The following is a 23819-nucleotide window of genomic DNA, read 5'->3' as shown; positions in this document are numbered from 1 at the left end:
GGGGGGCGACCCCCAGGGGAATGCGGCAAACTTCCGAATCCTCGCGATTGTCACTCTTTGCAGATACGAGCCCACCCATGGTCACACGTCCAGTGTGGCCGACCGGTCTGACATCCGTCAGACGCCGATCGTGGGAGGGGAGTTCCCGGCTCCGCCCCGATTGGCTCAACTGGCCTCGGGATGGCGACCGGTATCCGCGGCGAGTTTGAACTCGGCGCGCGGGTTCTCCAGCGACCCCAGCGAGACGATCTCCCGCTTGAACAGCCCGGACAGGATCCACTCGGCCAGCACGCGCGCCTTACGGTTGAACGTCGGCACCCGGCTGAGGTGGTACACGCGGTGCATGAACCAGGCCGGATAGCCCTTCAGCTTTCGTCCATACACATGTGCGACGCCCTTGTGGAGCCCCAGGGAGGCCACGGAGCCCGCGTACGTGTGCGCGTAGTCCGTGAGCGGCCGGCCGGCGAGCGAGGCGAGCACGTTTTCGGCGAGGACCTTGGCCTGGCGGACGGCGTGCTGTGCGTTGGGGGCGCACTCCGCACCGGGCCGGTCGGCCGTCAGGTCGGGGATCGCCGCGGCGTCCCCGGCCGCCCAGGCGTGCTCCACGCCCTCCACCTGGAGCGCAGCCGTGCAGGTGAGGCGGCCACGTTCGTTGAGCGGCAGATCGGTGGAGGCGAGGATGGGGTGCGGTTTCACGCCCGCGGTCCACACGAGCGTGCGGGTGGGGAAGCGCGAGCCGTCGCTCAGCGCGGCGATCCGGTCGGCGCAGGAGTCCAGGCGGGTCTCCAGCCGGACGTCGATATTGCGGTCGCGCAGCTCCCGGACGGCGTACTTGCCCATCTCCTCGCCGACCTCCGGAAGGATCCGGTCGGTGGCCTCGACGAGGATCCACTTCAGATCCTCGGGAGCGATGTTGTGGTAATACCGGACGGCGAACCGGGCCATGTCCTCCAGCTCGCCGAGCGCCTCGACGCCCGCGTATCCGCCGCCGACGAAGACGAAGGTCAGCGCCGCGTCCCGGACATCGGGGTCTCGGGTCGAGGAGGCGATGTCCAGCTGTTCGAGCACATGGTTGCGCAGGCCGATGGCCTCCTCGACGGTCTTGAAGCCGATGCCGAACTCGGCGAGACCGGGGACCGGGAGGGTGCGGGACACGGAGCCGGGGGCCAGCACCAGCTCGTCGTAGTGGATGTCGACCGTGCCGGCGCCCTCTTCCTCGGTGGCGAGGGTTCTCACGGTCGCGGTGCGTTTGCCGTGGTGGATCGCGGTGGCCTCGCCGATGACGACCGTGCAGTCGGGCAGGACCCGGCGCAACGGCACCACGACATGGCGCGGTGAGATGGATCCGGCAGCCGCCTCGGGCAGGAAGGGCTGGTAGGTCATATACGGCTCGGGGTCGACCACGATGACCTGTACGCCGCCGTGCCTCAGCTCTCGCTTCAGCTTCCGCTGGAGGCGCAGCGCGGCGTACATCCCGACGTAGCCACCGCCGACAACGAGAATGCGCACAGGTTCCTTCACCCTCCCATGAGGCACGCGCGGCCGCGGTTTGTCCACAGGCCCGACGAATTGTGTGACCGGACGGCTCGGCCCGCCGCACGGTGCGGAATCGGTTGCACGTACGAAATGTCCGCAGGTCAGCCCCGGGATGGGCGGTAACCGACGGGTGGCGAGTCGGAACAAGGCGGTCCTGTGCTCCGATCAGTGGGCGTTCTGTCCCGAGCTACCCTCTTCTTTCTTGACCTGTGCTCAACTATGTTCGTACTTCGTCGGGGTTGTGACTGCCTCGACAGTCTGGGCGGGGAGTCTCCGGGGGGAGACGTCATTACCGGGGGATCACTTATGCACCTTCAGGGTTCGTCATGGTCCGCAGCCGTCGCGTCGTCGGACGGAAACGGCGGACGGAACACACCGCTGCGCGTGGACGCGCAGCGCAATCTGGAGCACGTCCTGCGGGCGGCCCGCGAAGTCTTCGGTGAGCTGGGGTACGGGGCTCCGATGGAGGACGTGGCGCGCCGGGCGCGGGTCGGGGTGGGCACCGTCTATCGGCGGTTCCCCAGCAAGGACGTGCTGGTGCGACGCATAGCCGAGGAGGAGACGGCAAGGCTGACCGATCAGGCGCGGGCGGCGCTGGGTCAGGAGAACGAACCGTGGTCCGCGCTGGCCCGGTTCCTGCGCACCTCGGTGGCGTCCGGCGCGGGCCGGCTGCTTCCGCCGCAGGTGCTGCGGGTCGGGGTCGACGTGGAGGCCGAGATCCGGCTGCCGCAGCCGCGGCAGGCGGCGTTAGCCGGACCGGCTCAGCCGGAGCTGCGGCTGGTCGAGCGGCCGACCGCACCTGAGGACGAGCCGGACGACGCGGGCGCCGCGGCGCTGCTGGAGGTCGTCGGGCAACTGGTGGAGCGAGCACGGGCGGCGGGCGAGCTGCGCCCGGATGTGACGGTCGCCGATGTGCTGCTGGTGATCGCCACGGCGGCGCCCTCGCTGCCGGACGCGGCGCAGCAGGCGGCGGCGTCGTCCCGGCTGCTGGACATACTGCTGGACGGGCTGCGGTCGCGCCCCGTGGGGTGATGCCGTCGGCCCGGGAGTGATACCCGCGCCCGGCAGGGTGACATCGGCATCGGCATCGGCATCGGTACCGGTATCGGTATCGGTATCGACGACGCCCGAAGGGCCGTGCCGGGCGGGGTGCACATGTATATGCCTATGCATATACATGTGCACTGGGCGCTGGGCGCTGTGGCGGCAGGTGTCGGCCCGGTGGGCGGTCCGGATGGCTCGTGTTCTGTTTCCCGGTTCGTTTCGTGTCCCGGGGTCCAGGGGTGCGCCGCGTTGGCGCGTGCCACGTGCCCGCGTCGGCAGCGGGCGGGCGGTGCGATGCCCTTAATCGGCATCCCGGCCAGCCTCCGGGTCGGCAGTCCCGGCCCGGCCTGCGGTCTCGTCCCAGGTGACGGCCTCGGCCTGTGTGACGGCCTCGGCCTGGGCAGGGGTGGCGTCGGTGGCGTCGGTGGCGTCGGTGGCGTCGGTGGCGTCGGTGGCGTCGAGAGAGGTCAGCACTTCGTCGAGCAGGCGGATGGCCTGCTCGGGGGTGAGGGTCGTGTTCTCGGTGCGCAGTTTCTCCACCGCGTCATGGCCCAGCGCCTCGCTCAAGCGCGCCACGGTCGTGCCGACGTCCTCGGCCACCAGCGGTGAGCGCGGCAGCCGGCCGCGCCAGCCGTCGGCGGCGCCCACCAGCCGTGCGGCGAGCCGCTCTTGCCCGCATCTCGCCAGGAGTGTCGCCGCCGACTCCGCCTGATGGGCCAGCAGCAACTCCATGGAGCCCGCCTCGAGGCCATCGCGCAGCGTGTTCCGCAGCTTGCGCACTCCGCCGGCCAGATCGCCCTCCAAGCCGGTGATGCGGCCGTCCAGGCCGTTGATCACGACCCAGAACTGCGGCGGTGGAGTGCCGCGCAGCGCGACATCCCGCGCGGTGTCGCAGCGGGCTCGCGCCTGGGCCAGATCACCGCGCACCAGCTCCACCAGGCCGCGCAGGATCTGGTTGAAGGCCCGTGTGTCCTGGGTGCCACGACGCTCCGCCTCCTGCTCGGAACGCTCCACCAGCCTTATCGCGCCCGCCACGTCCTTCTCGTGAAGGGCGAGATCGGCGAGGCGGGTGAAGAGGAACGGCACCTCGGTGTGCGCGCCGAGCTCCTGCGCGAGTCGCCGTGCCTTCTCATAGGCGGCCCTCGCCTCCGCGAACCGCCCGCGATGGGCGGCGATCTCGCCGCGCGCCCCCTCCACCTGGGCGAGCACCCAGCGGTCGCCGACACGGGCGGTCAGCTCGCGCAGCTCGGCCAGGTCGTCATCGACGCTCTCGATGCCGCCGGGCATGTCGATGGCGAGGTGGGTGCGGTACATCAGCGTGACGCCGACCGCCCAGTCGTCACCGTGCTTCCGACAGCCGGCCACGGTCTGGTCCATGAGCGGCAGCACACCGGCGAAGCCCTCGACGGCGAAGGCGGCGAACGGCCACAGCAGACCGGGGAAGCGCGCACTGCGAGGCCCGGGATTGCCCGCGTAGGCGTCACGCATGCGTAGGGCGGCCTCCCGGATCCCGGGGTCACTCAGGTCCGGCCCACTGCCCTGCTCCGCGAGCAGGAAGAAGAGCAGCATCCGCAGGTCCATGAAGTGCCAGTACCGGGTGACTTCCTCGTCGACGCCGTCCACACCGTCCGGCACCCGGGCCGGGATACGGGGGAATCGCTCGAACGGGTGATCTCCGTCCGGTGCCTCCTCCAGTCCATGGTCCGGGCGGTCCTCGAGGGCCAGGGCACGGCCGATCCAGGCGGCGCCCTCGTCCCGGTAGTTGCGCAGCCACCAGAACCAGCCCATGGAATGGATGAGCGCGAAGAAGGTGTCCTCGTCCGCGGTCGTCAGGGAGCGGTGCAGCACTGCCCGGATGTTGTCGAGGTCGGCCTCGACGAGGCGCAGCCACGGCAGTTGTCCGGCCGAGCGCAGACGGGGCTCGGCGGTGCGCACGAAGTCCCGGAAGTGGGCGGTATGGCGGGCCACGGCGGCCTTGTGGTCGGCACGGGCCGCGGGGCCCTCGGTGGCGCGCTCGCTGACGTAATCGTGGATCGTCTCCAGCATCCGGTAGCGGGGCTCCCTGCCCGTCGTACCGGCGGACTCCGCCGCCGTACCGCGCGAGGGGTGGTCGACGACCAGGAGCGACTTGTCGACCAGCGCCCCGAGCAGTTCCAGAACCTCAGCCGGCGTGATCCGGGCGCGGGGGCGCGCATGAAAGCGCAGGGGGGAGCGCGTCTCGGCGCGCGCAACCGCGTCGCCCGGCGGCGGTGTGCCCGCCGTCGCGTCCGTAAGGGCGCCATGGACCTCGCCGTCGTCCGTAAGGACGTTCTCGACGGGCGGGGCGTCCGCGCACACCGCCTCCGCCGCGGACAGGGTCCACCCGCCCGCGAAGACCGACGCACGGCGCAGCACGGTGCGCTCGCGCTCATCGAGGAGGTCCCAGGACCAGTCGACGACGGCCCGCAGGGTCTGCTGGCGGGGCAGCGCGGTTCTGCTGCCGCTGGTCAGCAGGCGGAAACGGTCGTCCAGCCGGTCCGCGATCTGCCGTGGGGTCAGCAGCCGCAGCCGCGCCGCGGCCAGCTCGATCGCCAGCGGCAGACCGTCCAGGCGGCGGCAGATCTCCGCGACCGCGGCCGCCGTGTCCGGATCGGCCGCCGGGTCGAACCCGGGCCGTACGGTCGCGGCGCGCTCGGCGAACAGCTGGTGAGCCGGGGCGGGCGGAAGCGGCTCCACCGGCCTGACGATCTCGCCCGGCACCCCCAGCGGCTCCCGGCTGGTGGCGAGCACGGTCACCCCTGGGCAGTGCTCGAGCAGGGTCTCGGTGAGCCGGGCCGCGGTGTCGATGACGTGCTCGCAGTTGTCGAGCAGGAGCAGCAGCCGGCGGTCCGCGCAGTACTCGACGAGCCGGCTGGTCGGGTCCACACCGTCCGTCCCAGCGGCGCGGCCTTCGAGCCCGGAGGCGAGCAGCGTGGTCTCGCGGCGGCCGACCGCGCTCAGGACGGCGCCGGGGACGGCGGAGGGCTGGTCGAGCGGGGCGAGTCCGGCGATCCAGACGCCATCCGGGTAATCGGCCGTCACGGTCGCGGCGGCCTCCTCGGAGAGCCGGGTCTTGCCGGAGCCGCCGGGGCCGGTGAGAGTGACCAACCGGGCACTCTCCAGGTCCCGGAGGATGTCGCTGATCTCGGTCTCCCGACCGACGAAGCTGGTGAGGCGGGCTCTGAGGTTGCCGTGCGGCGGACGCGGCACGGCGGTACGCGGACCGGCCCCCCGGCCGTCGGCCCCGCCTGCGGCCCGACCGTCGTACGCCTCCCCGGGCCGAGGTTCGTACGCCTCCCCGGGCCGACGGTCGAGCGCACTCCCGGCCCGGCCGTGGCCCCGGCGCTCCTCCGCCCCGTCCATGGCCCGGCCGTCGACCCGGCGCTCCGCCACGCCGTCCGCCGGGTCCCCGACGTGGCCGTCGGGCCGGATACCGGCTCGGGCACCGGTCCGGACCCCGCCCGTGCTCCCGCTCTCCCTCCCGGACCCGCACCCGGTCCCTGTCGCTCCGTGGCCGTCAGCGCGCGGCGCCGCGTCCACCGGGTCGCCGCGCGCGGCGATCGGCTCTCGGAGGGCCGGCTCGGCGGCGGTCGTCAGCAGCCGTCTGTGGAGCTCCCTCAGCTCCGCTCCCGGGTCGGTACCGAGGCGTTCGGCGAGGGTGCGGCGGACGTCCTCGTACGCGGCAAGGGCGTCGGCGGAGTGACCGGCCGCCCACAGGGCGCGGATCAGCTGGGCGTGGAACGTTTCGTCAAGCGGGTGGTCCGCGACGAGTTCGCGCAGCTCCGGTATGACGTCCGTAGGGCGGTCGAGCGCGAGGTCGGCGTCGATCCGGCGGTGCAGCGCGGTCAGCCGAAGCGCCTCGGGGCGGGCGGCGGCCGCGTCCCGGTCCGGCAGGTCGGCGAGGGCCGGACCACGCCACAGGGCGAGCGCCTTACGGAGGGTGGCGGCGGCGGTCCCGGGGTCGCCGGCGTGCAGGGCGCGTAAACCCTCGTTCGTCAGCCGCTCGAAGCGGAGCAGGTCGACGTCGTCCTGGGGGGCGGTGGTCGCGAGGCGGTAGCCGCCGGGTGAGGAGACCACGGCGCTCCTGCCGATGGCCCGGCGCAGCCGGCCGACGAGCGCCTGGAGCGCGGCGGGCGCGTCATGCGGAGGGTCGTCGGCCCACACCTCGTCGATCAGGACGTCGACGGTGGCCGGGGCGGGGCGTGCGGCTCGTACGGCGAGCGCGGCGAGCAGTGCGCGGATGCGGGGGCCGCCGAGGGGCAGTGGGTTTCCGTGGTCGTCGCGCGCTTCGGTGGTGCCGAGGATCAGATACCGCACAGGGCCCATTCTCCTAGGTTGCTTGTTGCCGCTCGGGAGATGGTGCGCGTGACGGCGCTGGGGTCCGTTCGTTTTCGCCCGCCGTAAGGACGCCGACTTCAGCCGTAAGGACGCCGACTTCATACGCCGCCTGGCCCCCACACCCACGCATGGCCCCAACTCCCCGCACCGCACCGCACCGGCCCCGCCCCAGGACCCGCGCCATACCCCCGCGACCGCTCGGTGCGGCACGCCGCGTGGACGCCCGGTGCGGGATGCCCCAACCGCGAGGGGCCCGTTGGCGCCCTGGTGCGGAAGGAAGCCGTCACAGGCTCGGTCGCGGCACCACTCCGCCCGCCACCGCCCGTTGCCGTGGCGCCGCCGTGCCCGTCCAGCAGGTGCCCCGGCGGGCCAGCAGCCGCCGCAGCCAGACCTCGGTGGAGACGAGTTCGGCCAGGCCGTCCAAGGGGAGCCGCTCCCCCTGTGCGGCGGCGCGCAGCGCCTTACGGACGACACGGGCCTCGATCAGGCCCGCGTCGGCCAGCAGCGGCGCGTCGAAGAGGGTCATCAGTTCGCCGGCCCAGGTGCGCATGCCGGTCCGTACGGCGGCGGTGTGGGCGGCGTGGGAGGTGGCGCCCCAGCCGGGGGGAAGCTCCCGGATGCCCGCTCCGGCAAGGACCTCGCGCAGCACCGCGGCGCGTGCCCCGGGTTGCACCCGCAGCGCTTCGGGGAGCGCGCGGCAGGCCCGTACGACCTGGTTGTCGAGGAAGGGCGCGTGCAGGCGCTGGCTGCGGACCTCGGCGGCCTGTTCGAAGACGCGGTGGTCGGCCGCGTAGCGGGCGAGGGCGGCGTCGGCGCGGCGCTCCCCTGGGCGGCGCAGCAGCACGGGGCGTACGGCGGCCTCCTCCAGCCGCACGGACACCTCGGCGAGTGTCTCTCCGGTGAGCCAGCGGGCGGCGGGTCCGGGGCGGCACCACGTCAGGGCGGCGAGGGAGGCCGATACGGCGCCGGGGCCGCGGGCCGCCTGGTCGTCGGCGAAGCGGCGCTCCAGGAGGCGCGCCGCGGCCTCCTGGACGCCGTCGCGGTAGGACGTGCGGGCCAGCCGGCGCGCGGCCCGGTAGACGGTGAAGGGCACGAAGAAGGACTGCGCGGAGGGGCCGTCGGCCTTCGCGAGCGCGGTGGCGGGACGCAGCAGATGGCGTCTGCGGCGGTCGAGCAGCAGGTCGGCGAGGCGCGCGGGGTGGGCGTCGAGCACCTGGCGGGCGCCGTGGCCGATGAAGTGGTCCGCGCTGCCCGCGGCGAGCCGGCGCCGGTGGCGTTCGGCGATGACGAGGGAGGGGCCGGGTTCGTCGGTGAGGGCGCCGGTGTCCAGGCCCGCGTACGGCAGGGCCTCTTCGCCCGCGGCGACGACCACATGGTGCAGCCGCGGATTGGCGGCGATGGCGCCGGCGCGCTCCAGCTCGGCCTCGCGGGTGCGGGCCCCGCCCGCCGTGGCCAGGTCGTTGAAGGTGACGGCCAGGAGCCGCTCGCCCGCCTCGGTGCCGTGTCCGAAGAGGGTGCCGGGCATTCCGGGGAGACCGGCCGCGAGCAGGGCGAGGGTGGCGGAGGCGCTGCCTCCGGACAGGTCGGCGCCGATGCCGGGGGCCGGGGCGCCGCGGGCCGCCCGTCGTTCGGCGGGCCCCATGCCGGGCACCGGGCCGGGGTCGAGGCCGGCGGTCTCGGGGGCGTGGCGCGGGGCGGTGAGCCGGGCCCGTACGGCCTCCACGAGGGCGTCCCGGACCGCCTCCACGGCCTCGTCCTGGTCGAGCGGGGGTGCGGCGACGGCGAGGGACGCGGTGGGCTCGTAGCCGGTGACGTCGCGGGCGCCGTCGCGCAGGATCAGGGCGTGGCCCGGGGGGACGCGTCTGACGCCCATATAGGGTGTGCCGTCGCCCATGGCCTCCGGGGAGTCGGGGCAGGCGAGCAGCGCGCCGAGGTGGCTGACGTCGAGCTGTGCCTCGATGAGGTCGGCGAGCGGGAGCGCGGCCGTGGCGTAGGCGGTGCCGCCGGCCCAGTCGGTGTGGAAGACGGGCCGGGCGCCGGCGAGGTCGCCGGCGATGGTGACGCGGCGGCCGACCTGGGCGACGGCGGTGTAGCTGCCGGGCCAGGCGGTCAGATGGCGCAGGGCGCCGCCGCGGGCGGCGAACAGGCCCACCCGCAGCTCCTCGTCGCTGGCGCCGCAGCAGCCGAAGACGGCGAGGCGGGTGAAGGGGTCGGTCTGGACGACGCGTACCTCATCGGGCCGCCAGTCGCCCACCGCCCACAGCGGATCGGGGTCGGCCCACAGGAGTTGGGCACCGACCGGCTGGATCGCACGGCCTTCCGGGGGGACCGGGCCGGATGCGGTACTGCTCCACCCCACCAACCACCGCATCGCCGCCTCCACAGGCTGTGGGCATCCAGGGCAACCAAGAAGTAGGTGCCATCATGCACAGCATGTTGACGGTTTCGGCTTCGAACCGGACAACAACGTGGATCTCTTGGATGTCCCGTGACCACAGATGACCACAGGAATCGCAGAGTTGATCACAGGGGGTGGCGTCTCTCAGGAAGGCATCCGTAAGGAGCCCATGAGGGAACCACCGCCGGTAGCGACCCACCGTTCCGCCGTGGCCCATGCTGCCACGATTGGGGCGCGCAAGAGCGCAAGGGCGTCGACGAGTGTGCGGAACGGCGCAGAAGCGGCGCGCGGGAGGCGCACGAAAGGGAGCACGGAGGGTCGCACGGAAAAGACGCCAACCCGGCACCAGCCCGACGCCAGCACGACGCCAACCCGTGCAGCAGACAAGGGACTTACGTCTCGCGTGGCGACGTACGCCCACCCCGCGACGTCCGCCGCATGTGATACGCGGCTCACCGCCCTGCGGGGAGGCGACTCACCGCCCTGCGGGGAGGCGACTCACCGCCCTGCGGGGAGGCGGCTCACCGCCCTGCGGGGAGGCGACTCACCGCTCTGCATGAAAGCGGTTCACCGCTCTGCGCGGAAGCAGCTCACCGCTCTGCGCAGAAGAGAGCGTCCCGCGTCGGGCCTCCCCCTCCCCGGTCCGACACGGGAGCCCGGCCGTGATGGGCGTTATTCAGCCAAATCCTCGTGGCGCTCTCGATGGTCTTGCGGACGCCCTGTATGTGCTCAACTGCGGCCCCTCGCACCCCCCGACACGACAGTCCGGGAGGCGGCATTCGCCTCCCGGACCGTTCCGCCGCCCGCGGGGAATGAGGCGGCGGCGTCCCCCAGCCCACTGGATCCAGTACAGCGGGCCGACCCACGCAGGACCCATCGAAACGTCCCCGCCGCGAGGGAGACAGAGCGCACACACGGGCGCACAGCCACACACACCGGGAGCACACGTCACGCTCCGCACGCCCGTTCGTACAAGAATCTCGCCATCCGGGACACCACCTCTTAACGGTCGGGATGCGGCGAACTACGCTGGGTTTACGAATGCCCCGTGCTTATGCCGGGGCGGCCGTCGGTGCTGTCGAGGGGTGCGCATGTCCAGGGAGCCACGCGGGCCGAACGAAAAGCTCGGCACCGTTCTCGCCCTCGCTGGGATCAGCAATGCCGGGCTCGCGCGGAGAGTCAACGACCTCGGCGCCCAGCGCGGCTTGACGCTTCGCTACGACAAGACGTCCGTCGCGCGCTGGGTGTCCAAGGGCATGGTGCCCCAGGGTGCCGCGCCACACCTCATTGCGGCTGCGATCGCCAGCAAACTCGGTCGCCCCGTCCCCCTGCACGAGATCGGCCTGGCCGATGCCGATCCGGCCCCCGAGGTCGGCCTCACCTTCCCGCGCGACATCGGCCAGGCCGTCCGCTCCGCGACCGAGCTCTACCGGCTGGATCTCGCGGGTCGGCGAGGCGGGGTCGGCATCTGGCAGAGCCTGGCCGGATCCTTCTCAGTAAGCGCGTACGCCACCCCGGCCTCGCGTTGGCTCATATCCCCCGCCGACAGCTCGGTGGCCCGCGAGCCCAAGGATGCGGAAGACGGAATGACCACCGGCGCGAGCGCCGCGAGCGGGACCGCCCCGGAGGCCGTGCCGCCGCAGCGCGTCGGCCACAGTGACGTCACCAAACTGCGCGAGGCCGCCGAGGACGCCCGCCGCTGGGACTCCAAGTACGGCGGCGGCGACTGGCGTTCGTCCATGGTGCCCGAGTGCCTCCGGGTGGACGCGGCGCCCCTGCTGCTCGGCTCGTACAGCGACGAGGTCGGCCGCTCCCTCTTCGGCGCCACCGCCGAACTGACCCGGCTCGCCGGGTGGATGGCCTTCGACACCGGCCAGCAGGAGGCCGCGCAGCGGTACTACATCCAGGCGCTGCGCCTGGCCCGCGCCGCGGCCGACGTCCCCCTGGGCGGCTATGTGCTGGCGTCGATGAGCCTCCAGGCCACCTACCGCGGATTCGCCGACGAGGGCGTGGACCTGGCCCAGGCCGCCCTGGAGCGCAACCGCGGCCTGGCCACCGCCCGCACCATGAGCTTCTTCCGGCTCGTGGAGGCGCGCGCCCAGGCCAAGTCCGGGGACGGGCCCGCCTGCGGGGCGGCCCTGAAGTCCGCCGAGGGCTGGCTGGAGCGCTCGCGGGCGGGCGACCCCGATCCGTCCTGGCTGGACTTCTACAGCCATGAGCGCTTCGCGGCCGACGCCGCCGAGTGCTACCGCGACCTCCGGCTGCCGCGCCAGGTGCGGCGCTTCACCGAACAGGCGCTGGCCCGGCCGACGGAGGAGTTCGTGCGGTCGCACGGGCTGCGCCTGGTGGTGTCCGCGGTCGCCGAACTGGAATCGGGCAATCTGGACGCGGCCTGTGCGGCGGGTGCCCGTGCCGTCGAGGTCGCCAACCGAATCTCGTCCGCGCGTACCACGGAGTACGTACGCGACCTGATGCGCCGCCTCGAGGCGTACCGCGACGAACCGCGCGTCGCCGAGCTGCGCGAGCAGGCCCGGCCGCTGCTGGTGGCCCCGGCGTGAGCAGGCCGGACGAGCGGACCGGGGCGAGTGGGTCAGAGTGACCGGATCGCGGATCAGGGTGATCGGATCGAGGTGGGCGATACGCGAAGAGTCACCCGATACGGACGGCTAAATGCCGTCCGTCCGAGATGAGCGGCTCGACGCGCATCGAACCGTATGACCAGCGCGCCCGACCCGGAACCTGGTCATCGCATGGGTTTCGGGCCGTTGTCAGTGGCGCAGGTCATGATAGGGATCGACGGTCGGGCGACTGGACGGTGTGGCGCGTGGGGAGGTGACATGGCGTGACGGCCTTGGACTGCGACGTGCTGGTGGTCGGGGGCGGGATCGTCGGCATGTCGACGGCGTATGCGATCACGCGCGCCGCGCCCGGCACCCGTGTGACCGTGCTCGAGAAGGAGGCGGGTCCGGCCCGCCACCAGACCGGGCGGAACAGCGGAGTGATCCACAGCGGTATCTACTACCGGCCGGGGTCCCTCAAGGCGCGGTTCGCGGTGCGCGGCGCGGCCGAGATGGTGAAGTTCTGCGCCGAGTACGGCATCGCGCACGAGGTCACCGGCAAGCTCATCGTCGCCACGGAGCGCGCCGAGCTGCCCCGGCTCCACGGCCTCGTCCAGCGCGGCAGGGAGAACGGCATTCCGGTCCGCGAGCTGGGCCCCGCCCAGATCGCGGAGTACGAACCATGGGTGCGCGGCCTCGCCGCGATCCATGTCGGCACGACGGGCGTCTGCGACTTCGGCGCGGTGGCCGCCCGGCTGGCCCGGCTGGCCCAGGACGCGGGCGCCTCGGTGCGCTACGGAGCGCGGGTGCGCACCATCGGCCGGCGCCCCTCCGCGGTCGCCGTCCGTACGGCGGACGGGACGGTGCTGCGCGCGCGGGCCCTGGTCAACTGCGCGGGGCTGCACTGCGACCGCGTCGCCCGGCTGGCGGGCGACGACCCGGGCATGCGGATCGTGCCCTTCCGCGGGGAGTACTACGAGCTGGTGCCCTCCCGCGCCTCGCTGGTGCACGGCCTGGTGTACCCGGTGCCCGACCCGGCGTTCCCGTTCCTCGGCGTCCATCTGACCCGCGGCATCGACGGCGGCGTCCACATCGGGCCCAACGCCGTGCCGGCCCTCGCCCGCGAGGGCTACGCCTGGCACACGGTGCGCCCCCGGGAGCTGGCCGGCACGCTGGCGTATCCGGGCTCCTGGCGGATCGCCCGCCGCCACTGGCGGTACGGGGCGGGTGAGATGCGGCGCTCCCTGTCCAAGCGCGCCTTCACCGACGCCGTGCGCCGCCTGCTGCCGGATGTGACGGCCGACGACCTCATAGCGGCCCCGGCGGGCGTGCGCGCACAGGCGGTGCTGCCGGACGGCACGCTGGTGGACGACTTCCTCATCTCGCAGTCGCCCCGGATCGTCCATGTGCTCAACGCCCCGTCGCCCGCCGCCACGGCCTCCCTGCCGATCGGCCGGGAGGTCGCCCGGCGCGTGCTGGAGACCTTGCGGGCGGGGTGATACGGGGGCTGGGGCCTGGGGTACGCGCCGCGCCCCACCACCTGGGATACGTGCCGCACCGCCCGGCATACGCGCCGCACCCCACCGCCCGGCATACATGCCGCACCCCACCGCCTGGGATACGCGCCCCACCGCCCCACCCACCCGCGCCCGTAGAATCGAAGCACTGTGTCCGAGAACCCCACCGCCCCCGGCCCCCGCGCGGAGCGCACGCTGCCCGCCCCCCGTGACCGCGGCGAGCCCCTGTTCCCCGGCGGCCCCGCGGCCGATCCGGCCGGCTCGCACCACGAGCGCCGCATCCGCTCTTTCCGCCCCCGCCGCGGCCGGGTGACCGCGGGCCAGGGCGAGGCGCTGCGCCGCCTGTGGCAGCAGTGGGGCCTGGACATCGACGGGCTGAGCCGTATCGACCTCGGTGAGCTGTTCGCCACCGAGGCGGGCCCGCGCCCCGGCCTCCCCGTCGTCCTGGAGATCGGTTTCGGCATGGGCGAGGCCACCGCGCAGATGGCCGCCGCCGACCCCGGCACGGGCATCCTCGCCGCCGACGTCCACACCCCCGGCCAGGGCAATCTGCTCGCGCTCGCGGAGCGGAACGGCCTGGACAACATACGGGTCGCCAACGGCGACGCGATCATCCTGCTCCGCGAGATGCTGGCCCCCGCCTCGCTCTCCGGGCTGCGGGTCTTCTTCCCCGACCCCTGGCCCAAGAAGCGGCACCACAAGCGCCGCCTCATCCAGCCCGAGTTCATCGAGCTGGCCGCCACCCGGATGAGGCCCGGCGCCCTGCTGCACTGCGCGACCGACTGGGAGCCGTACGCGGAGCAGATGCTGGAGGTCCTCTCCGCGAGCCCCGCCTTCGACAACTCCCAGCCCGACGGTGGCTACACCCCGCGCCCGGACTTCCGGCCGCTCACCAAGTTCGAGAGCCAGGGGCTGGACAAGGGGCACCTCGTCCATGACCTGATCTTCCGCCGCAACGACACATAACGGCCCCAAGGGGGTGGGCATATACCCCGAGTCCCCTCTTCTCCCTTTCGTTAGGGTCGGTCGAGTGCATCAGTCCCCGTCCCCGCAAGAACCGCCCGATCCACCGGCCACGCCGCCGCACGAGGCTCCGCCCGGCACACCGAGCGAGGCACCCGGCGCTCCGCGCGGCGCCTCGTACGAGGCTCCCCACAGCGCTCCGCCCGGTGCCCCGCAGGAGGCCCCGTACAGCGCTCCGCCCGGTACGCACGGCACGCCCTACGGAGGTCCGTACGGCGGCGGCCCGCACCCGTGGTTCGACGCCGGCGCCGCCCCGGCGGGCTGGCCGCATCCGCCGCGCCAGCGCCTGTGGGGGCCGGGCGGCCGCCTCGCCCGCCTCTGGGACAACAGGGCGCTCCGGGCCACCGCGCTCACCGGCCTGCTCTCGCTCTCCGGCCTGATCATCCTGGCGCTGGTGCGTGAGCAGACGGGCACCAAGGGTTTCCTGGTGGGGCTCGGCCTCGCCGTCCTCCCCGTGCCCCTGATCATCGCGGTCTTCGGGTGGCTGGACCGCGTGGACCCCAAGCCCCGGCGAAACCTTTTGTTCGCCTTCGCCTGGGGGGCGTGCGCCGCGACGCTGGTCGCGCTGATAGCGAACGGCTTCGCCACCGAGTGGCTCATGACCACCGTGGACTCCTCGTCCTCCAGCGGCCAGGCCGACGCCGACGCCTGGGGCGCCACCTTCGTCGCGCCGTTCGTGGAGGAGAGCGCCAAGGCGGCCGCCGTCCTGCTGCTCTTCCTCTTCCGCCGCCGCGACTTCAACGGGCTGGTCGACGGGGTCGTCGTCGCCGGAATCACCGCCACCGGCTTCGCCTTCACCGAGAACATCCTCTACCTCGGCTCGGCCTTCGTCAGCGACCAGACGCTCGGCTACTCCGGCATCCGGTCGACCACGGCCGCGACCTTCTTCATCCGCGCCGTGATGTCCCCCTTCGCGCACCCTCTCTTCACCTCGATGACCGGCGTCGGCTTCGGCATAGCCGCCGCGACGGCGCGGCACCAGCGCGTCCGCCGCGTCCTCATACCGATCGCGATGCTGCTGGGCGCGATGGTCCTGCACGGCGTCTGGAACGGCTCGGCGAGCCTCGGCGGCTACGGCTTCCTCATCGTCTACGCCCTCTTCATGGTCCCGGTGTTCGGACTGCTGACCTGGCTGACCATCTGGTCCCGCGGCAAGGAGCTGCGCGCCATACGGGAGCAGCTCGCGGCCTACCAGGCCGCCGGCTGGCTCACCCCGCCCGAGCCCATCGCGCTGTCCTCGATGCGCGCCCGCGGCATCGCCCGGGACCTCGCCCGCCGCACCCAGGGCGCGGCGGCGGCCCGTACGGTCGGCGAGTACACCGCCTACGCGACCTCACTGGCCCTTCTGCGGCGGCGCGCGTACCGGGGCACGGCGGGCCCGGACTTCACCACCCGCGAGAAGGAGCTGCTGGACCGCCTCTGGGAGCGGCGCGAAACCGCCCAGCCCGCCCTGGCCCACGCGGCCCTCTCGGTCCCCCTCCCCCGCCCCCGCTTCGTCCCCCACCCACCCCCGGGCACGACGCCCGCACCGTACTGGCCCACGGGGCCGTCCGGCGGCGGATACGGCTACGGCTACGGAGCCGGGCAGGGCCAAGAGCACGGAAGCGGCACCGGATACGGATACGGCTACGGCCAGCAGCCGCAATACGGGGTCCATCCCACCTACGCCCCGTGGGCCACCCCTCCCCCGCAGGGCCCCCAACCCCCCACGACCCCGCCGACGGCCCACCCCACTTCGGTCCCGCACGGCCCCGGCGGCCCCGGAGGCCGTCTGTAACCTCCCGCTCTCTCCAGGTCCGCCCCGGCACGCCAGGGCAGTCTCATACCTGAATTAGTAGGCTTATAGGACTAGCCTCTTGGGTCGACCATCATTCTTGGCCCTTGGGGGACCCACTTTGGACATCGCGCCTGGCCAGAAGCGCAAGCGTAAGGAGATACAAGCCGTCTACGGTGGCAGTCCCCAAGGGGGGATCGCACACTCGCGCTTGACGCCAAACGTTCTGCTGTTCACCGATCCCAGCCGAGGCCACAAGGTGGGCTACTTCGACGGTTGGGGAACAGACGGCTGTTACCACTACACCGGCGAAGGTCAGACGGGCGACCAGAGGATGGTCCGAGGAAACCTAGCCGTCCTGAACCATGTACACGACGGGCGCGCCCTGCACCTGTTTGACTCAGTCGCCAAGGGCCTCGTGGCCTACGTAGGAGAGTTCACGCTCGCTACGGATACCCCCTGGTACTACCGGGACTCGCCAGACGCCAAGGGCGAGACGCGCAGCGTGATCATGTTCCGGCTCAAGCCGGTCGGCACGGCGGCGAAGCTCGGTGAGGACCTCGCGTTTACCCCGCGCAAGGACGATGTGGTCGAGGACGTCGAGGTCGAAAACCACCAGACTGAACGCATGCTCGTCAACTCGAAGGGGGAGGAGCGCGAAGCCGAGCGGCGTGAGGCGCCCCTGGTCGGGGCGTATCGCGACTATTTGGTGGAGCGTGGGCACACCGTGACGCGCAAGAAGATCATCCCGGCGGGTGAGGTCAGGGCCCTCTACACCGATCTTTTCGACACCACCGACCAAGTCTTGGTCGAGGCCAAGGGCAGTGTGAGTCGCGAAGCGGTGCGCATGGCCATAGGGCAGCTCTACGACTATCGCCGGTACATCACGCCTGCGCCGTCCCTGGCAGTACTGCTGCCCTCGCGCCCCAGGCAAGACCTGATCGACCTGTGCAATATGTCCGGTGCGACAGTAATCTGGCGCGACGGAGAAGCATTCGATAACAACCACCCATGACACCAGGTATCAGGCCAACGGCTCTTCCTGCTCGCGCTGTTCGAGCGCGTCGTCAGATGCGATTGGTACAACAGCTGCACCACTGAGCCGACCCCGAGGAGAGCTGCCCATGGCCGATCACCCTGCGGACCAGACGACGCCGGTGCCCGGGCTGTACGAGCGGCTGATCACCTCCCGGGTCGAGGAGCAGCTCAACGCTCTGGATGCCAGCGGATGGAAGACCATCCGACAGAGGGTCGGCGAGCACTCCTCACCTCATGTACTCGCACGTCACATCGGCGAGACCGTCCGCCAGATCTTCATCGGTCTGCCACCCGCAGAGCAGGTCGTCGCGGCCAATCACATCCTTGAGTCGATCAGCACCCTCGATGGAACCAAGCAGTGGGTAGACCTTGTCGCGGACGGGCCTCATCAGCTGACGGCCATCGCAGAGCAGGAAGCGCAAGGTGTCTACAGCATTCGTCCGGCCACCCCGCTTTCCGAGACAGCGCTCATCACCAACGCGCCGGAAGACCCGAACCTGGGCTTCGAGTTGCGGGCCGAGCTGGCCACGGCCGACCGTATCGATCTGCTCTGTGCGTTCGTGAAGTGGCATGGTCTACGCATCCTGGAAGAGTCGCTCAAGGCTGCTCGCGATCGTGGAGTGCCGATACGTGTCATCACGACCACCTACATCGGCGCCACGGAGCGACGTGCACTGGATCGCCTCGTCACGGAGTTCAATGCCGAGGTCAAGGTCAACTACGAGTCACGGTCCACGCGTCTCCATGCCAAGGCATGGCTGTTTCGACGGAACAGCGGCTACGACACTGCCTACGTGGGGAGTTCCAACCTCTCCAAGGCGGCACTTCTCGATGGCTTGGAGTGGAATGTCCGTCTGTCATCCGTAGCGACGCCACCCGTGTTGCGGAAGTTCGAGGCAACGTTCGACTCGTACTGGGCTGAGCCCGCCTTTGAGACCTACGACCCCGAGCGCGATGCCATCCGGTTGGACGAGGCTCTCACCTTGGCCAGCGGTAAGCAGAAGAGCGACACCCACGCCATCAGCCTGTCCGGCCTCGAAGTACGGCCGTACCCCCATCAGCAAGACATGCTCGAACGGCTCCGTATCGAGCGTGACATCCACGGCCGGCACAAGAACTTGCTCGTCGCAGCGACCGGGACCGGTAAGACGGTGATGGCGGCCCTCGACTACAAGGCGCTGAAGCGCGCCCACCAAGGACGTCCCCTCAGCATCCTCTTCGTGGCACATCGCCAGGAGATCCTCAAGCAATCGCTGCGCACCTACCAGGAGGTGCTCGACGACGCGAACTTCGGCGAGCTGCTGTTCGGAGGAGAGTCGCCGAGGGACTGGACCCATGTCTTCGCCAGCGTGCAGTCCCTCAACGCCCGGGCCCTGGAGGAGTTCGCTCCCGACCACTTCGATGTGGTGGTCATCGATGAATTCCACCACGGCGTTTCCCCAACGTACCGGCGCATTATCGACTATTTCGAGCCCATCGAGCTTCTTGGCCTGACCGCCACACCCGAGCGGATGGACGGCAGGAACGTTCAGGATGAGTTCTTCGACGGCCACATCGCAGCCGAGATGCGGTTGTGGGAAGCGCTGGAGAACGACCTCCTCAGTCCGTTCCACTACTTCGGCATCGCGGACAACACCGATCTCGAAGGGCTCACCTGGAAGCAGGGCTCCTACGTAACAAGTGAGCTCAGCGAGGTCTATACCGGCAACCACGCTCGAGCTCGACTCATCGTCAAGGCCGTCCAAGAGAAGGTGACCGACCCGGGAGCCATGCGGGCCCTGGGCTTCTGTGTCACCGTGGCGCACGCCCACTTCATGGCTGACTTCTTCCGTCAGGCGGGTATCAACGCCAAGGCCCTCGACGGCTCAACTCCTGCCAACGAGCGCGCCCAGGCCCTCAGGGATCTCCGTGAAGGCAACGTACAGGTCCTCTTCTCGGTCGACCTCTTCAACGAGGGGCTCGACGTCCCTGACGTAGACACTCTCCTCCTGCTACGTCCCACGTCCAGCGCCACGGTCTTCCTCCAGCAGCTCGGCCGAGGCTTGCGACGCACACCAGGCAAGCCGGTCCTGACGGTGCTCGACTTCATCGGGCAGCACCGTAAAGAGTTCCGCTTCGAGGAGCAGTTCCGTGCACTGACGAACTTCACCCGTAACCGGCTGACGGAGCACATGGAGCGAGACTTCCCTCAGCTTCCTTCCGGCTGCCAGATCATCCTGGACCGAAAGTCCAAGGAACGGATCCTGGACAACATCAGAAGCCAGATCAACGTCAACGTACGCCAGTTGGCGGCAGAGGTCGCGGCATACGCCGAGCCGCGACTCGACGCCTACCTTCGGGAGAGTCGCCGCGAGCTCAAGGAGCTCTACCGGGCTAACAACTCATGGACGAGTCTGTTGCGGCGAGCCAATCTCCTCACCGACGAGCCACCCGAAGGAGAAGCTGCACTTCTCAAGCGCGTCTCAGCGTTTCTCCATGTCAGCGACCCACAACGCGTGAATGCCTACCGTCGGATGCTCGCCGATGAGGCCCCGGATTACGACTCGCTCGACGCATCAGGGCAAGCGTATGCACGGATGCTCTTCTTCTCCTTGTGGCCGCTGGGCGGTGGGTTCAGCAGCTATGCCGATGGCTTCGCGTCATTGCGCCAGCAGAAAGCCTTCCGACGTGAACTGAGCCACGTATTGGCGTACAACCTGGAGCACACCGACCACTACCCGATCCCGCTCCTCGGCGAGCACAGCGGCGTTCCGCTGGCCATCCATGCCTCGTACAGCCGGGAGGAGATCCTGCCCGCCCTTGGCCAGGCAGCGGTAGGCGGCTTCCTGCCAGGGAATTTCCGCGAGGGCGTGAAGTGGTGCGAAGGGATACAGACGGATGCGCTCCTGATCACACTCGAGAAGGACGATAAGGACTTCTCACCACAGACCCGATACAAGGACTTTGCGATGAGCCCGGACCGCTTCCACTGGGAATCGCAGAACCAAACGTCTGACTCTTCGCCCACCGGACAGCGCTACCAGCAGCACAAAGCGCGTGGATCGCATGTGCTGCTCTTTGTGCGGCGCTACAAGAAGACGGACATCGGGGGGCCTCAGCCCTGGATGCTGCTCGGTCCTGCCGAATACGAATCCCACGAGGGCAGTAAGCCCATGGGCATCGTCTGGCGGCTCCAACATGAGCTGCCCGCCGATGTCTGGACCTACTCGGCCATCGCAGCGGGGTAGCTCAACCGGCCGCGTGCAGCTCTGCCTCGAAGTGCATCTGGGCTCGGTCCAAGGCTGTATCCGGGTCCTGCCCATGGGCGCGAAACCAGTGGAGCAAGTCGGTAATCACCGTAATCGCTGCCTCTTCCCAGTTCGCCAGCCCCAGTCGAGTTAGAGAGCTTGGCTGGGCTACCGATGGGCCATAGAGGGCGAGCAGGGCTTCGGCGCGATGGACTTGAGGCTTGTCCACATGGGCATCGTTCCGCGAGAGCTCGGTGGCGATCTCGCACCAGGTCGTCTTGCCTTTCTCGGTCGGGATCACCCCCCAACGGTCTGCCATCGCCGTGACTAATGCCAAGCCGCGCCCCGACTCGGCTGTAGTTGTCGCGCTGAGCAGTGTCGGCAACGCGCTGCCATCCGGATCGTGGACCTCAAGGCGCACATGCGTGCCATTCATGGCGACTACCAACGTCGTTGGAGTGCCGGGGCCGATGTGCGTGATGACGTTGGCGACGAGTTCGGTGACGCACATCTGTGCCACCTCAATAACGTCAGGCAGCCCCCACAGCGTCAGATGCGTACGCACGATCCGCCGTAGGGCTGCCACTTCGCTAGGTTCCGCGAGGAAGGGAAGATCCCACGCCTTCCTCGACATGCAGTGTCCGATGACCATGACTCAGCCTTTGCCGTTGGGTTGCCACCCAACAATCACCGATGGCGACGACGTGGTGGCTTTCGGTTACTCCATGTGAGAGCATGGCACCGCACATCCCGGCATGCAATGTGCACATACGGATTCGCTCGATCGAGTGATGGCGGGCCTCCAGCCGTCCGACAAGACTGAACGGCCCAATGAATTGAGGAGTCAGCGTGCCCGGATCACCCACCGCTCGACGCCGTCGCCTGGCGATCGAGCTCAAGAAACTTCGTGAGGAACACCAGCTCACCTGTAGCCAGGTGGGCGAGGAACTGGACTGGAGTGGTTCGAAGGTCAACCGGTTAGAGACTGGCCAAGGTCGTGTGCAGCCATCGGACGTCGATGCCCTCTGCCGGTTCTACGGAACGTCCGATGAGCTCCGTGAACTCCTCAAAGACCTTGCGAAGCAGTCCAAGACGCGCGGGTGGTGGCATGCGTATGGCAGCGCTGTTCCCTCGTGGTTTTCGGTCTACGTTGGGCTGGAGCAGGCTGCCTCGGGACTACGCACGTACGAGTGCGAGTTCGTCCCCGGTCTGCTCCAGACGGCCGACTACGCACGAGAACTCCACCTCGCTGCGCCTGATCAGGACCCCAACGATGTCGAGCGGATGATCAACGTACGAATGGAGCGACAGGCCCTCCTGACGAGCACAAGACCTGTCGACCTGTGGGCGATCCTTCATCAGAGCGTCCTGCATCACACCATCGGCAACGCCGCGATCATGCGCGGCCAGTGTGAAAACCTGTTGAAGCTAGTGCAATTGAAAAGCGTCACGATCCAAGTGTTGCCGTTCGACGCTGGCAGCTACCCCGCTGTAGGGGCATTTACGATCCTGGAGTTTCCGGACCAGGAGGACCCCGACATGGTGTACCGCGACGGCCTGACAGACGCCGTGTATCTGGAGCGTCCGGAAGAGATCGGTCTCTACGCCAAGGCGTTTGACAATCTACGCGCTCTGTCCTTGAGTCCTCAGCGGTCGAGTGACCTGATCAGACGAGCAGCAGAAGGGCTGTCCTGATGACTGAGATATCGCCTCGCCGATGGCGGAAGAGCAGCTACAGCAACGGAAGCGGGGGCAACTGCGTCGAGGTGGCCGGTCTGGCCGGTGAGGGGACCGCGGTGCGGGACTCCAAGGATCCGGGTGGGCCCGTGGTCGGGTTCTCGGGTGGCGCCTGGCGGGACTTTGTCGCGGCGGTGCGGAGTGGTCGGTTGGGCTGAGACCGGCTGGGCTTGGACCGGGTCGAGGGTCCGTTCGGGGTGCCTGCTGCGTAGGGTCGGGGCGAGGAGATCCTTGGAGTGGGAGGTATCGGGATGGCTGGAGTGCCGGCGGGTGTCGTGGCCGCTAGTGGTTTGGTCGGGGGGTATGGGGTCGCCCGGTGGACCAAGAAGCGGCCCTTGGGTGGGGTTGCCCTGGCCGCCGCCGGGGCGGTGGCCGCTCGGGGGTGGCGGGAGAAGGCGGGGAACGGGACGGCGGCCGCGCTGAGTGCGGCGTATGTGGCCGCCTTCGCCGGGTCGCATCCGCTGGCGAAGAAGATCGGGGCCTGGCCGTCCGTGTTCGCCGTCGCCGGTGGCGTCGCCCTCGCTTCGTGGGCTCTTGCCGATCGGCGGTAGGCGTTCCGTTCGTAGGCGTACGTATGAGGAGGGGCGGGCGGGCCCTGCGGCCCGCCCGCCCCTCGTATCTCGTATCGCGTATCCGTGCCGCCGGACGGCCTGCGGCCTCAGTCCGAGGCCGAGGTCAGCAGGTCCAGTTCCGGCTGGGTCAGCTTGAGGTCGACCGAGGCCAGGAGGGCCGGGAGCTGGTCGACGGTGCGGGCGCTGGCGATGGGGGCCACGACCGTGGGCTGGGCGAGGAGCCAGGCCAGGGCGACCGTGGCGGGCTCGGCGCCGTGGTTGGCGGCGACGTCGTCCAGGGCGGCGAGGACCTTCTGGCCGCGCTCGGTCTCCAGGTACTTGGCCGCGCCCGTGGAGCGGGGGCTGTCGACCGCGGTGCCAGGACGGTACTTGCCGGTGAGGAAGCCGGACGCCAGGGAGTAGTACGGGAGGGTCGCCAGGCCGTGGCGGGCGGCGACGTCGGCCAGCTCGCCCTCGAAGGTGTCGCGCGAGACCAGGTTGTAGTGGGGCTGGAGTGCGACGTAGCGGGCCAGGTTCTCCTGGGTGGAGAAGGTGAGCTGGGCCTCCAGGCGCTCCGCGCTCACGTTGGAGGCGCCGATCTCGCGGACCTTGCCCTCCCGGACCAGCTCGTCCAGGGTGGTGATGATCTCCTCAACCGGCACCGACGGATCGTCGTAGTGGGTGTAGTAGAGGTCGATGTAGTCGGTGCCCAGCCGCTGGAGGGATTCCTCGATGCCCGACTTGATGGCGGACGAGGTCAGGCCGCGCGGCTCCGGGACCCCGGCGCCCACCTTGGTGGCCAGGACGATGTCGGAGCGGTTGCCGCGGGAGGCGAACCACTTGCCGAGGATGATCTCGGACTCGCCGCCCTCGTTGCCCGGCACCCAGGCGGAATAGACATCGGCGGTGTCGATGAAATTGCCGCCCGCCGCCACATAGGCGTCGAGCACCTCGAAGGACTCGGCCTCGTTCGCGGTCCAGCCGAAGACATTCCCACCGAAGGAGAGCGGGAAGACGGACAGGTCACCGATCTTCTGCTTGTTGTCAGCCATGTATTCCC

Annotated in this window: 15 protein-coding genes; 10 read left to right on the top strand and 5 right to left on the bottom strand. The window is 70.2% G+C overall.

The features are described 5' to 3' along the window. Positions 1 to 165: 165 nt before the first annotated feature. Entirely contained in the window at positions 166 to 1521 is a 1356-nt protein-coding gene (locus N6H00_RS21695; protein ID WP_268973472.1) for an NAD(P)/FAD-dependent oxidoreductase, read from the bottom strand. Between the two features lie 321 nt (positions 1522 to 1842). On the opposite strand from N6H00_RS21695, the gene N6H00_RS21690 reads away from it, so the two are divergent. Further along, entirely contained in the window at positions 1843 to 2568 is a 726-nt protein-coding gene (locus N6H00_RS21690) for a TetR/AcrR family transcriptional regulator (protein ID WP_268973471.1), read from the top strand. Between the two features lie 312 nt (positions 2569 to 2880). Here N6H00_RS21690 and N6H00_RS21685 read toward each other — a convergent pair whose 3' ends face one another. Both N6H00_RS21685 and N6H00_RS21680 read right to left on the bottom strand, forming a co-directional pair. Continuing rightward, positions 2881 to 6915 (bottom strand): AfsR/SARP family transcriptional regulator, encoded by a 4035-nt coding sequence (locus N6H00_RS21685; protein ID WP_268977064.1) that lies wholly within the window; start codon positions 6913 to 6915, stop codon positions 2881 to 2883. A 304-nt stretch (positions 6916 to 7219) separates the two neighbouring features. After that, the gene (locus N6H00_RS21680; protein WP_268973470.1) at positions 7220 to 9307 is read right to left on the bottom strand and encodes an asparagine synthase-related protein; all 2088 of its coding nucleotides are present in this window, start codon (positions 9305 to 9307) and stop codon (positions 7220 to 7222) included. 1118 nt (positions 9308 to 10425) lie between these two features. Between N6H00_RS21680 and N6H00_RS21675 the strand changes: the two genes are divergently transcribed. The 6 genes from N6H00_RS21675 (at position 10426) to N6H00_RS21650 (ending at position 20471) form a co-directional block, all read left to right on the top strand. Then, positions 10426 to 11892 carry an MFS transporter gene (locus tag N6H00_RS21675; protein WP_268973469.1) on the top strand — a complete coding sequence of 489 codons (1467 nt, stop codon included), beginning with the start codon at positions 10426 to 10428 and terminating at the stop codon, positions 11890 to 11892. A 284-nt stretch (positions 11893 to 12176) separates the two neighbouring features. Next, entirely contained in the window at positions 12177 to 13391 is a 1215-nt protein-coding gene (lhgO, locus tag N6H00_RS21670; RefSeq protein WP_268973468.1) for an L-2-hydroxyglutarate oxidase, read from the top strand. A 168-nt stretch (positions 13392 to 13559) separates the two neighbouring features. After that, complete coding sequence (trmB, locus tag N6H00_RS21665; RefSeq protein WP_268973467.1) at positions 13560 to 14375, top strand: tRNA (guanosine(46)-N7)-methyltransferase TrmB; 816 nt, start codon at positions 13560 to 13562, stop codon at positions 14373 to 14375. Between the two features lie 64 nt (positions 14376 to 14439). After that, a complete protein-coding gene (locus tag N6H00_RS21660) occupies positions 14440 to 16209 on the top strand; it encodes a PrsW family intramembrane metalloprotease (RefSeq protein ID WP_443073005.1) in 1770 nt (589 codons plus the stop codon). A 118-nt stretch (positions 16210 to 16327) separates the two neighbouring features. Further along, positions 16328 to 17221 (top strand): restriction endonuclease, encoded by an 894-nt coding sequence (locus tag N6H00_RS21655; protein WP_268973466.1) that lies wholly within the window; start codon positions 16328 to 16330, stop codon positions 17219 to 17221. 109 nt (positions 17222 to 17330) lie between these two features. Then, positions 17331 to 20471, top strand: a complete 3141-nt coding sequence (locus N6H00_RS21650; protein ID WP_268973465.1) for a DUF3427 domain-containing protein — start codon at positions 17331 to 17333, stop codon at positions 20469 to 20471. 1 nt (position 20472) lies between these two features. On the opposite strand, the gene N6H00_RS21645 is transcribed toward N6H00_RS21650, so the two are convergent. Further along, complete coding sequence (locus tag N6H00_RS21645) at positions 20473 to 21123, bottom strand: ATP-binding protein (RefSeq protein WP_268973464.1); 651 nt, start codon at positions 21121 to 21123, stop codon at positions 20473 to 20475. Between the two features lie 197 nt (positions 21124 to 21320). Between N6H00_RS21645 and N6H00_RS21640 the strand changes: the two genes are divergently transcribed. The 3 genes from N6H00_RS21640 (at position 21321) to N6H00_RS21630 (ending at position 22759) form a co-directional block, all read left to right on the top strand. Beyond that, positions 21321 to 22166: a helix-turn-helix domain-containing protein gene (locus N6H00_RS21640; RefSeq protein ID WP_268973463.1), complete on the top strand. Its 846-nt coding sequence runs from the start codon at positions 21321 to 21323 to the stop codon at positions 22164 to 22166. Further along, positions 22166 to 22366: a DUF397 domain-containing protein gene (locus N6H00_RS21635; protein ID WP_268973462.1), complete on the top strand. Its 201-nt coding sequence runs from the start codon at positions 22166 to 22168 to the stop codon at positions 22364 to 22366. The genes N6H00_RS21640 and N6H00_RS21635 overlap by 1 nt, the downstream gene beginning before the upstream one ends. A 93-nt stretch (positions 22367 to 22459) precedes the next feature. Next, positions 22460 to 22759, top strand: coding sequence for a hypothetical protein (locus N6H00_RS21630; protein WP_268973461.1), 300 nt, complete (start codon positions 22460 to 22462; stop codon positions 22757 to 22759). Positions 22760 to 22866: 107 nt separating this feature from the next. Here the strand turns inward: N6H00_RS21630 and N6H00_RS21625 are convergent, their stop codons facing one another. Next, positions 22867 to 23811: an aldo/keto reductase gene (locus tag N6H00_RS21625; protein WP_268973460.1), complete on the bottom strand. Its 945-nt coding sequence runs from the start codon at positions 23809 to 23811 to the stop codon at positions 22867 to 22869. Between the last annotated feature and the right edge of the window lie 8 nt (positions 23812 to 23819).

The organism is Streptomyces sp. S465, from assembly GCF_026898115.1.
Lineage (GTDB): Bacteria > Actinomycetota > Actinomycetes > Streptomycetales > Streptomycetaceae > Streptomyces > Streptomyces luomodiensis.
Note: the sequence above shows the minus strand (reverse complement) of the source record. Positions and strands in the feature narration are given on the sequence as shown.

Excerpts from the sequence above, each read along its gene's own strand:
- N6H00_RS21680 (WP_268973470.1), bottom strand. The coding sequence starts at position 9,307 with ATGCGGTGGTTGGTGGGGTGGAGCAGTACCGCATCCGGCCCGGTCCCC.
- N6H00_RS21690 (WP_268973471.1), top strand. The coding sequence starts at position 1,843 with ATGCACCTTCAGGGTTCGTCATGGTCCGCAGCCGTCGCGTCGTCGGAC.
- N6H00_RS21630 (WP_268973461.1), top strand. The coding sequence starts at position 22,460 with ATGGCTGGAGTGCCGGCGGGTGTCGTGGCCGCTAGTGGTTTGGTCGGG.
- N6H00_RS21635 (WP_268973462.1), top strand. The coding sequence starts at position 22,166 with ATGACTGAGATATCGCCTCGCCGATGGCGGAAGAGCAGCTACAGCAAC.
- N6H00_RS21625 (WP_268973460.1), bottom strand. The coding sequence starts at position 23,811 with ATGGCTGACAACAAGCAGAAGATCGGTGACCTGTCCGTCTTCCCGCTC.
- N6H00_RS21650 (WP_268973465.1), top strand. The coding sequence starts at position 17,331 with ATGGCCGATCACCCTGCGGACCAGACGACGCCGGTGCCCGGGCTGTAC.
- N6H00_RS21645 (WP_268973464.1), bottom strand. The coding sequence starts at position 21,123 with ATGGTCATCGGACACTGCATGTCGAGGAAGGCGTGGGATCTTCCCTTC.
- N6H00_RS21675 (WP_268973469.1), top strand. The coding sequence starts at position 10,426 with ATGTCCAGGGAGCCACGCGGGCCGAACGAAAAGCTCGGCACCGTTCTC.